Source organism: Candidatus Methanodesulfokora washburnensis (assembly GCF_003947435.1).
GTDB classification, from domain to species: domain Archaea; phylum Korarchaeota; class Korarchaeia; order Korarchaeales; family Korarchaeaceae; genus Methanodesulfokora; species Methanodesulfokora washburnensis.
Genome location: NZ_RCOS01000027.1, coordinates 38,935 through 52,380, shown reverse-complemented (window position 1 = coordinate 52,380; position 13,446 = coordinate 38,935). Strand labels below are relative to the sequence as shown.

Genomic DNA, 13,446 nt, shown 5'->3' with positions numbered 1-13,446 from the left:
AATATCTCCCTTATCGCTTTCTCGCTCTCTCCAACCCACTTGCTCATTATCTCAGGTCCTTTAACGCTTATGAAGTTTGCACCGCTCTCATTTGCAACTGCCTTTGCCAACAATGTCTTTCCAGTTCCAGGAGGTCCGTAAAGGAGGACTCCCTTTGGAGGCTCTATTCCAAGTCTTTTGAATGCATCTGGTCTCTTAAATGGAAGTTCCACAAGCTCTCTTAGTTCTTTCTTGACTTGCTCCAGATCCCCTATGTCAGACCATCTCACTTCAGGGACTTCTACCGCTATTTCTCTGAGTGCAGACGGTTGAACCATTTTTAATGCCTCATTTATGTCTTCTCTTGTGACTTTGAGCTTTTCCAGAACCTCTAATGGAATAGATTCTGCATCTACATCTATACTTGGAAGAACTCTTCTCAGAGCCGCCATTGCTGCCTCTCTTACCAGAGCTGCAAGATCCGCTCCTACAAAACCGTGTGTTATTTCTGCTATCTCATCTATCTTTACATCTTTTGCAAGAGGGACATTTCTCATGTGAATTTGTAGTATCTCCTTTCTGGCCTCCTTATCAGGAACTGGTAGTTCTATCTCCCTGTCAAATCTTCCCGGCCTTCTTAAGGCTGGATCTATTGCATCTGGCCTGTTTGTCGCTCCTATAACTATGACATCCCCTCTTGACTTGAGTCCGTCCATCAGGGAGAGAAGCTGGGCAACTACCCTTCTCTCCACATCCCCCATTGCCTCATTTCTGTTCGGAGCTATCGAGTCTATCTCATCTATGAATATTATACTGGGTGCATCTCTCTCAGCCTCTTCGAATATCTTTCTCAGTCTTCTCTCGCTCTCCCCGTAGAACTTGCTCATTATCTCAGGACCGCTTATGCTTATGAAGTTTGCACCGCTCTCATTTGCAACTGCCTTTGCCAACAATGTCTTTCCAGTTCCAGGAGGTCCGTAAAGGAGGACTCCCTTTGGAGGCTCTATTCCAAGATGCCTGAACAGCTCTGGCTTCTTTAGAGGGAGTTCTACCATCTCTTTTATCCTCTGTATGGCTTCCTTTAACCCTCCTATGTCGCTGTATGTCACCATTGGAACTTCTACTTTCTCCATCTCAGCGGGTTGCTCCTTTATCTCTAGGACAGTCTCCTGTCCTATTCTTCCGGATACCCTAGGACTAGTGCTCACCACAATTAATGGAACAAACTTCTGAAATGTGGGTATGTAGACTAGATCCCCTCTAGTGACAGCCATGTCCATAAGCTTGCTTTTAGCCCATTTAGGGAAATCTGCCCCGAATCTCACCATTTTATCCTGAGGTGCTAGTACAACCTTGCTTAACTCAACTATCTCCTCTTTCTTTACTCTTACTTTGTCTCCTGTCTTGACTCCTGCATTTCCCTTTATTAACTTGTCCATCCTTATCAGCCTTGTCCCGTAATCCATCGGCACAGATGGAAGGGCTCTAGCCACAGTTACTCTCGAACCAGTTAGCCTTACATAAGAACCGCTCTTTATACCAAGCTCGTTCATAGCTTCAGGATCTATTCTAACCACTCCTCTTCCAAAATCGCTTTGCCTTATTATATCCTCCACAATAAGCACTATCTCCTTGTTTTTCTCTTCCATTCTAGGCCCCTCTTCAACCTCATTTTCTCAAGAAATTAGGAGCTTTTAATACCTTCTTCGTTATTTAGTAGCTTCTAATATTGTTATTGGTTTTTTCCCAACCTTCTTCAGATCTGCCATCATTTGAGGTGCTACTGCCCATGTGCTATGAGCCACTACCTCTTGATAGTTCTCCGTTATTATTCCAGCTGAGATTCCTTTTAGCAATAGAAAGTCGAAGTTTTTGTATCTGGAGAGTTTCTCCTCATCGCTTAATAACTCTATTATCCTGAGGGAGACGAGGGATTCCTCCATCCTTTCAGAGAATGAGATCTTTCTCCCTATATCTGCTGGAGATCTAGCCTCTACTACAGCTGAGTTCAGGATCTCTCTCCTTATTTTCTCTGCCTTTGCGGAGATTGCTCTCTCTATCTCCATAAGGCTTTCTCTCTCCTCATCTATAGGCAGATCCATTTCCACTATCTCAGCTTCTTTATCCAGAAGGGAGAGAATATCCTGTCTTCCCTGCTCCAACAGGTCAGCTGCCTCAAGTTTTATCTCATTAAATACCCTCCACCTTCTGAGATCCATTGGCTCCTCTGGCGTGAATTCCCTACTTTCCACATCTAATGGCTCAAATCCACCGCTTAAAACATCAAGTATTTCTTCCAAGGAGAAGAAGACTAAAGCTTCTCTTAGAGCAGAAGCTGGGTCATCAGATGCATGAATTATGTTGAGAACTCTGTTTGCCCCCTTAAGGTCATATCTCATGCCTCCAGGCCTGCCTGCATCTGGAGTGGTGGGTCCTATAAGCTCCCTTAGTCTTTCTGATAGATGATCGAATCCCATTGTATCTCCTGTCAGTATCATGGGAACAACCGGTGCCATGCTGAAGACCTTGGGCATTATCCACCAAGATTCCCTGTATTTATTCTTGACAAACATGTAGAGCTCATCTATCTCCCTGCTCTTCATCTTCCTTACATCGAATTTTGCAACGTGGAAGCCCTCCTCCTCGAGTCTGCTGATCACAGTAGGAGCAAGCCCTCTCAAGTAAGCATCCGGCTTTATCATCGCAAAGGATATTTTGGGGAGCATTTTTATCTGTCCGGGATCTGCCTCTGCCTCTAACATCTCCTTAAGTTTGCTGTAAACCTCATTTTCAAGCTGATCTTCCCTATAAAAGAAGGATAATGGATCTCTCCCTGTTATCATTGGCTATCACCAAATCTCCTTAAGTTATTCTTTTATCCCAGCTACTACTACATAAGCTAGCTTATATTCCCTACCAAGGGGGACTATTACAGGACCCCAGATATAAGCTGGTCTGAAATATATGGAGCTGTTTGTAAATGGAGATAGAGCCATTTTACAAAGTGTTGTATTCAGAAATATTCGTGTAGGATAAACTACCTGTTCAGTTTGATCTATTGTAAAATATTTTTGAAGATCATACCGATAGTAATCATATGGATCCCTGAATGGACTATAGGTAAATCTCTGTGCTATCCAAAATATTGCCTGCCATTTTCCTGTAGGTTCGATACTTATTCTTTTATTAACAATGTCATATCCAATATCTATTTCACCACCTCCAGCCATGGGAATAACGTTTACTATTGCATAGCTTGCATTATATCTCATCATCAGATCCAACATGTCCTCCTCGTTTCCAGAAAATGCATATGCTATTTCCCTTATCTGGCTGCTGTTTATCGTAAGACCATCTGCTAATGTTACCCTAGAGGCACCGAGCTGTATCCAGTACCCATAATCCCACCAAGATACAACAACAGTGCCGTTTTTTGTATTGTTTTTCAACCATGAAAATACTTTTTCCCAGCCCTCTTCAAACCCAAGAGGATATGTCCTCGAGGCTTCATATGAGAGGTATGCTGAGGCGAATATGGGAGCAATAAGCAGCAGAGCTATTAAGAGCGTTGGAAGCATGAAATTAGACAAAATTCTCCTTCTTGAGGATTTTCCCTTCCTGCTAAGAAGTTTTGATATTCTTTTAGCTGATTCTGCTCTAGATTTTGTTAATTCAACTATCTTCATCGTGATATATCCAATACCCAATCCAGCAAATGGAGCTGCAAGAGGCGGTAACCTAGTTATGCTTTCAGCAAAGTACAGGCTTATGATAGCATTTATTACTATAAAAATATGAGTCTTGTCTCTCCACATCTCCCAAGCCATCAAAGAGAGACCGAATGCTATTGGAATTAGAAGGTAGTTAAAGTATCCTAGGACAGATCCAGGAGCATGCTCAGCTACTGTCTCAACTACATTTCCAGGAGGAAGTTTTACTCCAGGAAATACCACTCTTAGGAGCCTTCCAGTCAGAGGTGCATAAGTTCCTGTCAGGAAGAAGAAAAGGAGAACTGCTAAAAAGCCTCCAGCTGCTGGAATCCTAGCATCAATTTCCTTTCTATACTTCTGAAATATAGTATACAGTATTGATGCAACTAAAACAGCCCATACAAATGTGGACTCCATCGATATCAAAACCGATCTTGAGCTAAGAGATGGAATTGATATGGATGCCAAAAGCACGTAAACAGGTGGAAGCCCAAGTGATATGACATCTTTTAGCTCAGCTCTTCTGAAGAGCATGAAGATGAAAAGCATCAGAGGATATGCATCATATAGCTGCCTAAATCCAGCCCATGTTCCAGCAGATACTGCCAAAAACAGGCCGCTGAAACCGGAGAGCACCACAGATTTCCACAGATCTCTCTCCCTCATGGACTTAACTGTGAGATAGAATGATGCTGTGAGAAATGGTATTGCTATCTGTTCATGCCTGAAGAATCCAGCTGTGGTCCTGCTCATATAAGCCCAGGATGTGATGACTCCTATTGACGTGAAAAATGCCGGCCACCTTCCCCAGAGCTCCTTTACAAGCAGATATAGGGGTATGACAACAAGAGGAGCAAAGAATGCTGGCATTAAAACCACAAAAGTGTAGAGATCAATGCTATGTATCGTAGTTACTATCTTGTACAGGTAGGCTGAGATATAGTAGTGAAGATCCGGAAGTACTTTCTCCGGATCATATCCCCAAGGATGCCATGCCAAGGCATTATACGTCGGCAATCTCCCGTTTTCCAGCAGATACTTCGTGACCCAATAGTGAATCAGGGGATCATCAGCTGTTAGATGAACTCCATAGGTGAATATAGGGAGAATTCTCAGGTAAACTCCTATTATATATGATGCTAAAAGGGATACCACATCAAAAATTATGTTGAAATACTTCTTCTCCATAAGATCACCCAACTTTCTTGAGCTGTTGCTCCACATCCGGTTTTATCTTTCCAAACTCTGCTTTCAGCTTGTTTAAGGCTTCTAAGATCACCTTATCTGGGGATACTCCATCTCTTGTTCTGACAGTGAGAACACCTTCCTCTTTAAGAGGATGCGGTACATCGTATCCAGCGAACTCAACACCATCCATTCTCAAGAGGACATCTGTCAGCGGGTCCAAGAGGGTATATGTCTCCCCATAAACTCTTATTGATAGGAGATTTTTCTCCTTTTTTTCTATCTTCAGCTCCACTCAATCACCTCCTACCAGCATTCTTATAATCTCATCCGGATTTTTCCTCAGGTAATAGATGCCGTTAACTTCCTCTATCAAGCCTAAATCAATTGCTTTTTCCATCATGTCTACGACATTAACTCCAGATATAAAAGATGCTAATACTAATACCTCCCTCACCATCTTCTGCTTGACGAAGGGCCTTATCTCATCAAGAGAGTATCTGAGTTCATTTATCATATCCGTTATCTCATCCGGCTCAAGATCAGTTATTAGCACATCCTTTCTTCTCTCCAGCTTTCTTCCTTTAAGCTTTATAGATTTCTCCACTAAACCTATGGAGACTCCTGCGGCTAGCTCTGCTATTACCTCAACAGGATACCTTCTCAATCCCATTTTTCTATCTTTCATTATATAGAAATTCCTGTATGCATTTCTTATCTTTCTCTCCGCAAATCTCTGGGATGATTTATCCCCAAAAATATCTATCACAAGTTTTCCTTTCTCATCAAGTCTGTATGAGTAATCTAGTCCGGAGGCTGCTCTCTCAAAAAACTCCAGAAAGTCCTCTCTATCCTCTTCATCTATCATCAAGACAACAGATCTCCTCAAATTACCTTCTTTCGAACGGATTAAGCCCATAATGATCACTTATCTTTCTATCAAGATATACCTGCTGACACTTGTTACAGACCAAGGTGTAGCCTACTCTATTAAGCTTAACGTTACACTTCCTACACATCGCACTTATCACCCCAAGCTCAGTAGAACCGGTCATTGTTAGATATATATCCCCTCCAATAAAGCTTTCAACTTTTGCAAGAACAAAATCTCCAGGCAGAGCTGCCCTGTTCTCCGGGGTTTTCTTCAGAATTATAGCTGACATAAGTGATTTGAGGAGCAATTCCTTTGGCTTGAACAAAGCCAGTATTTTTGCTAGAAATTGAGATCTTTCACTGCTCCATATGATGGCTATCACGATATCTCCTGCAGAAAGTGGATATCTCACCTCTCTAACGGGCTTTACTGCTATCTTTCTATTTTGAGAAATGGCTTCTCCAAGAAGGTTGGAGACCACCACTCCGGATGAGTTCAGATAAGTTCCCTCTCCTGGAAGATACTGCTCTATTACCCCTAGTTTTTCTCCAGGAATTACAATCCTTTCCATTTAACCACCCTGAATATCTCCACATCCACTGGATATACAGCTCTTAAATGAAATTTATGAATCTTGGGAATTTTTATCCTAGAGAACCATATCTCATCCACAGCTCCTCCGAGTCTCTCCACAAATTTCCTTATAAAATCGGTGTTGCCAGCTTTGTGAACAGAATACACAACTTTTGATACTGATAGTGCTTTTTCTAAAAATATTATATCCATATGTCTCCTTTTTGTGCCAAAAGGTGGATTTTGTAGCACAGTGTCCACCTCGATATTGAAATCCCTCACATCCATTAGGAAAAACTTTGTTTTGTCACTAACTTGAAGCATCTCTGCATTTCTCTTAGACTCTGATATCGCGACTGGATCTATATCTATCCCTATAACTTCAGAAGCTCCCAGTATCGCTGCACCTATCGCAAGAATTCCACTTCCACATCCAAAATCCGCCACTTTCTTACCCTCTATGTCACCCTTTTCAACAGCTGTGTATAAAATAAAAGATGCCAAATCTGGTGGAGTTTGATACTGCTCAGACCAGATGTCATACTTGGGAAGTGGAGATATTTTCTGCAGTATTATCTCAAGCTCCTTTCTTCTCATTGCCTGCTATCCTCTCTACGACGACCTTGGTCATATGAGGAAGTTTTAATTTCCCTATTCTGATAGCCTCCTTTGCCAGCTCAAGATCCTGTGCTCTCACTCTGAGCACCATTATCTCCTGCCCTTTCATTATCCTAGCTGCCCTTCCATCTGGTTTTCCGAAGGCAAGCCTCATTCCCTTTTGAAGCCTCTCAGCTTTATGAACTCCAGCAAGAGCATGCCTCCTTATCACTTGATGAGGATACGGCACCACTTTAAAGAGGAAGAATTCCTCTGGAACAGAGTTTCTAAGCTGGGATAGAACGCTCATTCTAGCAGCTTCCAGCGCATTGCTTTTAACTTGAAAGCTAGCAGTTGCAACAATCTTAATCTCGTAATCATAGGCTCCCTCTGGATTTCCGTGAACGAACTTCGTTATCTTGCTTGGTGGAATGCTTCTTATGTACTCCTTTCTTGTATAGGGTCTCTGCAAGGCCCTATAATTTCTTCCCGGTCTGGTCGACATCGATCACCACTCTCCTCAACTTCTCCTCCACTGATCTCAACGCACCTAATAAATATATAGCCTCATCCCTCGCTAGACCGCATGGATATATTCTCCCAAGTATCCTCTTGCAGAGGGAGGAAAGCCTTCTTTTCTTGTAAGCAGGAAGATCTGTCATTTCTATTATATTTTTAATCGATTCCAGCATCAGCTCCCTGATTTCTCTTGGCACAGGTTCATATAACCTGTCCTCTTTCTCCTTCTTTAAGATAAAAAGCTCATAGAAGATTATGGATGCCGCGTTAGATAGATTCAGCGTTGGGTATTCCTCGGATGATGGTATATTCAAGACAACATCACACATCTCCAATTCCTCGTTTGTCAGTCCTGTTGACTCTCTGCCGAAAACAAATCCATAGCTAGTATCAGCACGGATCTCGGAAACAAACTCCCTTAAAGAGACAGCTCTTCTGGATATCACCCTTATGGAGGGCTTGGCTGTCGTCCCAACTATTACATCTATCCCTTTTATTGCCTCTTCCAATGTGCTGAATATCTTTGCCTCTCTTAGCACATCCGATGCCATCATCGCTGCTACATAAGCTTTTTCAAAAGATTCAAACATGGGTGCAACTATCCTCATGTCCCTGAGGCCAAAGTTTTTCATAGCCCTAGCAACTAGACCTACATTTAATGAGCTCTCAGGTTCAACGAGGATCACGTGATATGTCGGCATCTAGTAGCACCAGAAGGTATATAATCCCGGATATTATAACCCTTACAGCGCTAGCCACATCATTTGAGTCGATCATATCAGCTGCAAAGCTAAATTTTGAGCTATCATCCAGACTTTTCTTCTTTGCTCTCTTCTTGGATTATTTAGATGGAGCAGTAGCCCGACTTCTCAATGCCAAAAGCCCCCATGGAGAGATGTTAGACAGGTTTACGGATAGAGTAAATCAGTGTATTGCCCCAGCAATCCTTCTATCGATGAGGGATGGTTTTATTGCCCAGATTCCATCAGTACTTCTAATAATAGCAGGTGCTATTAGGATATCGATGCCAAAAGGAGAGAGGCATTTCAACGGCGCTCCTACATTCATACCAGCTCTTCTGATAGAAACCCCTGTGCTTGGAGGTATGAGCATACCAATTGCTCTAGTGATAATATCGATTATAATGACATTAGTGCCCTTGAGGTATCCCAGATCCAAGGAAACTGCAGGAAGTGGGTTTTTGTGGGATCTCAGGTTTTTGCCTCCCCTGATAATATCCATCGCACCTCATCCTTTAGTGGATGTGATATGCACTTTTGTTTCTATCCTCTCTCTCCTTATTCTATTCATAGGGCCATTTATATACAGAAAACAAGAAGCAAAGGGAAAAGAGGAATAAATTGTTGGGTCAAAGGGTGTCCATAAATTCTTCTGCCCTTGGAATCTCCTCTTTCATTCCCTTTCTCCTTCTTATCTCCATTATTGTCTCTATCATCAGGTTCTTTGGCATGGGCTCCCAGTGAGAGAACTTTGTCTGCCAGAAGGCTCTTCCACTCGTCACACTTCTCATCTCATTGCTGAAAGTTCCAAGAGTTTCTCTCACAGGTATCTGTCCTTTCACTATGCTTATCCTCCCTCTCTCCTCTATTCCCTCTACCTTTCCTCTCTTCTGCGATATCAGACCTATCACATTTCCTATGAGTTCTGGAGGGGTTGACACCTGAATTTCGTACACTGGCTCAAGCAAAACAGGATCAGAGCTAAGCATAGCACCATATATAGCCCTTCTCATCGTTGGAGTTATCTGGGCTGGTCCTCTGTGAGCTGGATCCTCGTGTATCATTGCATTGACAAGCCTTATGACAACCCCCATTACAGGCTCGCCAGCCAAAGGCCCTTCTTTCATCGACCAGATGAATCCCTGCTTCAATAGCTCCTTGACTTCGTCTAATCTCTGCACTCCAACTGTTCTATTTATAAGCAAGTTGTAGTTCTCCTCATCTATCTTCATGACATTTCTGGCATCCTCGGTCTCCATTCCCCCTCTTTCCCTAAGCACTGTAGCAAGCGTTCTTCTGTCAGTTCTCTCATCTATCTCCCTCATTTTTATCATGTTAACGACTTTATCGTCTAATCTTGCTGCTGTCACCCATATTCTGTTTAGCTTGTTTGGAGATTTGGCCAGAACAACATCGCTTGATCCTCTTATGCTCTCCCTATACACAACAGTGGGCTCGCCAACTTCGAACTCTAAACCCTCCTTCTGAAGCTCGTACATCGCTATTTCGAGATGAAGCTGCCCTGTTCCCTTGAGCAATATCTCACCGGTTTCAGTGTTGTGTATCATTATCAGGTTTGGATCCTGTATAGTGAGCCTTCTAATGGCATCCACGAGCTTTGGCAGATCCTGAGGTTTCTTTGGCTCTATCGCCACTGTTACAACGGGCTCTGTGACGTACTTTATCGACTCAAATCCCTGAATAACCCTATCCCTTATATCCTGAGTTATAACGGTCTCCCCTGGACTTGCATAACTGAGCCCCATTATCGCCACTATATTACCAGCAGGAACTTGCTCGGATCTTATCCTGTAAGGTCCCATGTAGAGAGATGCCTGCTGTACCCTTTGAGTCTGCCTTGCATTCACAAGATATACCTCCTCTCCCTCTCTAAGAGTTCCGCTGAATACCCTGCCTGTCACAACTACCCCTGCTTGTGGCTCAACCTTTACTGCATTTACCCCAATTACAAGGGGCCCGTTTGGATCGCAGTTTTTCATTGCATTTATTATATCCTCCGCTTCCTTGTCCCTCCATATCTTGTCTATTCTGTAGCTCTGTGCTTCCTTAGGGGAGGGTATGTGTCTGATAACCATGTCCAGTATTGCATCATACACGGGAATTATTGGCTTTAAATCAGTCCCTTCCTCATATGCCTTAATTATATCAGAGAACTTAATTCCCTTCTTCTGTGATATGCTATTGTTCATCCCCCATCCGTGAAGAGCCGAACCAAGGGCAACGGAGTCGTTTTCCCAGCTCACCTTCCAGCTGTCCTTGAATTGTTCCTCTGCATAAGCCTCTATTAAATTATTAAAGTCTTTTATTATTCTGACTATTTTCTTTTGCACTTCCTGTGGGGTGAGCCTGAGCTCTTTTATCAGCCTATCTATTTTATTTATGAAAAGTAGGGGCTTTACTCTCTCCTCAAGCGCCTGCCTAGTAACAGTCTCTGTCTGAACCATGACCTCCTCCACTGCATCCACGACCACTATTGCACCATCTATAACTCTGAGAGATCTGGTCACATGGCCTGTAAAGTCTATGTGGCCTGGTGTATCTATCAGATTTATTGCATATTCCCTTCCATCTTTTTGATAGTACAAAGATACATTCGCAGCTTTCACTGTCATCTGCCTCATTTGTTCTATCTCCAGATAATCTAGCATCAGCATTTCCCCAGCCATCTTATCACTTATCATCCCGGCCCCGGAGAGCAATTGATCGGATAGTGTGGTCTTTCCATGATCTACATGAGCCATTATACCTATATTTCTGATGTTTTCTTGATTGCCCATTAGATCTTTTAGATGGTCAACTATTTTCTTATACTTCTGCAATATCACCACCTCTTCGTTCCAGATAAGAACTTGAGTGCAGTTAAAAATGTGTCTGAATGCTTTTTTCTTACAAATATATAAGTCATGAACATATTGAGAACTGAAAGAAAATACTTAAATAAACTTTTCTGTATAACTCCTAGTGAACGAGATGCCTCATATAAAGCCCGATGTTATGCTGCAGAAAATGTCAAGTACTTTTATGGAAAGGCATATCTATTGCATAAGTTGTTCTGCTCTTAAAAAGCTTCCAAGAAGGTGATCTAATGGGAACAAGCCCATATTATGTGGACAGATATTCTAGCATACTTGGCTTATCTAGGAACCCTTTTACAAGAAATCCTCTTTTAGAGGAATCTGATCCTATCAGAATATTCTCTAAGCAGGAAAGTGACTCATTACTGGAGCCCTTAGTGGATGAAGCTCTATCAAATGTAGGATCAAGCTTCCTAGTGATAACAGGTTCTACTGGATCCGGCAGAACTATGAGATTGAGGGTTATATCGCAGATATTCAGGGAGAACGGCGCTTCCACCATGTATTACCCAACTGAACCGATGATAGGCCAGCAAATAGTTGAGGAGATAATTCTAATGGCATATAGAAACTATAGAGGAGTAGATAAGGTCTTAAAGAAGACTATCTTTGGAACTAGTGACCAGCTTACTAAGGAAGAGATGAATGAGATAATAAGCTCTGCTAGCAATGCCGGGAAGGTTGTAGTTAAATCGCTAAAGTCCACCAGACCATCATGCATTCTTTTAGATGATATACATAATGTATTCTTTACTGATGAATCTTGGATCTTCTTCATCTTCGAGATGATAAGGGAGGTGGTCTCCAACATGCCTGAGGGATCAATTCTAGCCATGACAAGCGGAAGAGAGGCATTTGATGAAATAGAGCGCAGATTTCCTGCTCTTTCCTCTAGGATTCATGACATCATAAGAGTAGAGCCTTTAAGGGATCATGAGGCCATTTCCTTGGTGTCAAAAAGAATTGATCTGGTGAAATCAAGGAATTTTCAATCCCCTCTTGGACCTATAGATCAAGAAGTAGTCGTAGAAGCCAATAAAATAGCTAGTGGAAATCCAGCCAAGCTTTTATCTATTTTAGAAAGGGCTGTAGACTTGGCAGTGGTCCTAGGAAAAAGCACTGTAGATATGAGAATTCTCGAAAGCATAATGGAGACTGAGGGTCCTCTCTTGGAATTCCTCTCCAGTCTTCCTGCTGATATTAGAGATACAATGGAGGTTATTATAAGAAAGTTCAATGGAGGACCGGTCTCTGTAGGAGATGTAGCCATAGAAATAGAGCTACCTGTATCCAAAACGTTCTCCAGACTTGAGGCAATGACAGCAAAGAATTTGCTAAAAAGGGATTCATCAGGAAATTACCTTGTTCCAGAGGACATAATAGGAAGGATGAAAGAGGTAAAGGAATCCCTAATCAAGGAGAAAAAAGAGAAGACTGAGAAAAAGATAGATGAATTGAGAAAGAAGAGCCTAGACAGAATTATGAGGAGACTAAAAGCAAAATAACATCCTTCACGGCTAAAGCCAGAGTTCCCGGTTTTGCTAGGCTTTACATAGCTCTCATCCTGCCGAGTTTGGGATGAACATACAATGCATATGTATACATTTTTATCATGATATTATGCTTCATGGCACGACAAAGTTAAAAAAGCAATGCCTTCTCTGCTTGGAGGTGTCCATCATGACTCAAGTTAGTAAAATCGTCCCAGAAGAGATAGGAATTGCTTTAAAGGAGGGCAGGAAGTTATTACTAGAGCACGAGGCGAAAAATCTCGTCAGCAGATATGGTATACCTGTTACAAAGATCCGGGTTGCAAAGAATGAGGAGGAAGCTGTGAGAATCGCCGAGGAAATAGGATTTCCCGTTGTTCTGAAGATAGTTTCCCAGGATATAGTCCACAAGAGCGATGTAGGGGGAGTTCTCGTTGGAATTAAAAACGAAGATGAGGTAAGAGCCGGTTTCAGAAAGATAATGGAAAATGTGAGGAAAAACAAACCCAATGCAAGAATAGAGGGCATAGCCGTGCAGGAGTATGCACCAAAGGGAGTAGAGGTAATAATAGGGTTGATAAGAGATCCGCAGTTTGGACCTGCTGTGATGTTTGGCTTGGGAGGGATTTTTGTAGAGATATTTAAGGATGTATCCTTTAGAATAGCACCTCTAACAGAGAGGGATGCTGATGAAATGATCAGGGAGATAAAAGGATATCCTCTTCTCTCAGGGTACAGGGGGTCCGAGCCTGTGGATATAAACTCCTTGAAAAAAGCTTTGATTGCTGTCGGGAAAATGGGCCTTGAGATAGAGGAAATAGCTGAGATGGACCTGAATCCAGTGATGGCTTATCCAAATGGTATAAAGGTTGTGGACGCCAGAATTCTACTAAGGTGATCTCT

The 13,446-nt window shown here is 42.4% G+C and carries 13 protein-coding genes; 3 read left to right on the top strand and 10 right to left on the bottom strand.

Features of this window, described 5'->3' with window-relative positions; all coding sequences use genetic code 11:
• From D6D85_RS02040 to D6D85_RS02000, 9 genes are all read right to left on the bottom strand, one after another.
• Positions 1-1,628 (bottom strand): CDC48 family AAA ATPase (locus D6D85_RS02040; protein ID WP_125670417.1); only part of this gene is annotated, 1,628 nt, incomplete at its 3' end.
• A 60-nt stretch (positions 1,629-1,688) separates the two neighbouring features.
• A complete protein-coding gene (locus D6D85_RS02035; protein ID WP_125670416.1) occupies positions 1,689-2,822 on the bottom strand; it encodes a nucleoside-diphosphate kinase in 1,134 nt (377 codons plus the stop codon).
• Between the two features lie 24 nt (positions 2,823-2,846).
• The gene (locus D6D85_RS02030; RefSeq protein ID WP_161969634.1) at positions 2,847-4,877 is read right to left on the bottom strand and encodes an STT3 domain-containing protein; all 2,031 of its coding nucleotides are present in this window, start codon (positions 4,875-4,877) and stop codon (positions 2,847-2,849) included.
• A gap of 4 nt (positions 4,878-4,881) precedes the next feature.
• Positions 4,882-5,169 (bottom strand): RpoL/Rpb11 RNA polymerase subunit family protein, encoded by a 288-nt coding sequence (locus tag D6D85_RS02025; protein WP_125670414.1) that lies wholly within the window; start codon positions 5,167-5,169, stop codon positions 4,882-4,884.
• Entirely contained in the window at positions 5,170-5,742 is a 573-nt protein-coding gene (locus tag D6D85_RS02020; RefSeq protein ID WP_161969633.1) for a DUF2067 family protein, read from the bottom strand.
• Positions 5,743-5,764: 22 nt separating this feature from the next.
• Positions 5,765-6,319 carry an exosome complex RNA-binding protein Csl4 gene (locus D6D85_RS02015; RefSeq protein WP_125670412.1) on the bottom strand — a complete coding sequence of 185 codons (555 nt, stop codon included), beginning with the start codon at positions 6,317-6,319 and terminating at the stop codon, positions 5,765-5,767.
• Positions 6,304-6,918, bottom strand: coding sequence for an METTL5 family protein (locus tag D6D85_RS02010; RefSeq protein WP_125670411.1), 615 nt, complete (start codon positions 6,916-6,918; stop codon positions 6,304-6,306). Before D6D85_RS02010 ends, D6D85_RS02015 begins: the two co-directional genes overlap by 16 nt.
• Positions 6,899-7,423, bottom strand: coding sequence for a 50S ribosomal protein L16 (locus tag D6D85_RS02005; RefSeq protein WP_125670410.1), 525 nt, complete (start codon positions 7,421-7,423; stop codon positions 6,899-6,901). The genes D6D85_RS02010 and D6D85_RS02005 overlap by 20 nt, the downstream gene beginning before the upstream one ends.
• Complete coding sequence (locus D6D85_RS02000; RefSeq protein ID WP_125670409.1) at positions 7,395-8,138, bottom strand: RNA methyltransferase; 744 nt, start codon at positions 8,136-8,138, stop codon at positions 7,395-7,397. Before D6D85_RS02000 ends, D6D85_RS02005 begins: the two co-directional genes overlap by 29 nt.
• Between D6D85_RS02000 and D6D85_RS01995 the strand changes: the two genes are divergently transcribed.
• Positions 8,129-8,797 carry a CDP-alcohol phosphatidyltransferase family protein gene (locus D6D85_RS01995; protein WP_161969632.1) on the top strand — a complete coding sequence of 223 codons (669 nt, stop codon included), beginning with the start codon at positions 8,129-8,131 and terminating at the stop codon, positions 8,795-8,797. The two genes, D6D85_RS02000 and D6D85_RS01995, sit on opposite strands and share 10 nt — an antisense overlap.
• A gap of 9 nt (positions 8,798-8,806) precedes the next feature.
• On the opposite strand, the gene D6D85_RS01990 is transcribed toward D6D85_RS01995, so the two are convergent.
• A complete protein-coding gene (locus D6D85_RS01990; RefSeq protein ID WP_125670407.1) occupies positions 8,807-11,017 on the bottom strand; it encodes an elongation factor EF-2 in 2,211 nt (736 codons plus the stop codon).
• 266 nt (positions 11,018-11,283) lie between these two features.
• Here D6D85_RS01990 and D6D85_RS01985 point away from each other — a divergent pair, with 266 nt between their 5' ends.
• A complete protein-coding gene (locus D6D85_RS01985; protein ID WP_125670406.1) occupies positions 11,284-12,558 on the top strand; it encodes a hypothetical protein in 1,275 nt (424 codons plus the stop codon).
• Positions 12,559-12,733: 175 nt separating this feature from the next.
• Positions 12,734-13,441 (top strand): acetate--CoA ligase family protein, encoded by a 708-nt coding sequence (locus tag D6D85_RS01980; protein ID WP_125670405.1) that lies wholly within the window; start codon positions 12,734-12,736, stop codon positions 13,439-13,441.
• The last annotated feature ends 5 nt before the right edge of the window (positions 13,442-13,446 follow it).

What these genes read in the sequence shown, in the direction of transcription:
- D6D85_RS02035 (WP_125670416.1), bottom strand. Translation starts at nt 2,822, where the DNA reads ATGATAACAGGGAGAGATCCATTATCCTTCTTTTATAGGGAAGATCAG.
- D6D85_RS02030 (WP_161969634.1), bottom strand. Translation starts at nt 4,877, where the DNA reads ATGGAGAAGAAGTATTTCAACATAATTTTTGATGTGGTATCCCTTTTA.
- D6D85_RS02020 (WP_161969633.1), bottom strand. Translation starts at nt 5,742, where the DNA reads ATGATAGATGAAGAGGATAGAGAGGACTTTCTGGAGTTTTTTGAGAGA.
- D6D85_RS02015 (WP_125670412.1), bottom strand. Translation starts at nt 6,319, where the DNA reads ATGGAAAGGATTGTAATTCCTGGAGAAAAACTAGGGGTAATAGAGCAG.
- D6D85_RS02010 (WP_125670411.1), bottom strand. Translation starts at nt 6,918, where the DNA reads ATGAGAAGAAAGGAGCTTGAGATAATACTGCAGAAAATATCTCCACTT.
- D6D85_RS02005 (WP_125670410.1), bottom strand. Translation starts at nt 7,423, where the DNA reads ATGTCGACCAGACCGGGAAGAAATTATAGGGCCTTGCAGAGACCCTAT.
- D6D85_RS01995 (WP_161969632.1), top strand. Translation starts at nt 8,129, where the DNA reads ATGTCGGCATCTAGTAGCACCAGAAGGTATATAATCCCGGATATTATA.
- D6D85_RS02000 (WP_125670409.1), bottom strand. Translation starts at nt 8,138, where the DNA reads ATGCCGACATATCACGTGATCCTCGTTGAACCTGAGAGCTCATTAAAT.
- D6D85_RS01985 (WP_125670406.1), top strand. Translation starts at nt 11,284, where the DNA reads ATGGGAACAAGCCCATATTATGTGGACAGATATTCTAGCATACTTGGC.
- D6D85_RS01980 (WP_125670405.1), top strand. Translation starts at nt 12,734, where the DNA reads ATGACTCAAGTTAGTAAAATCGTCCCAGAAGAGATAGGAATTGCTTTA.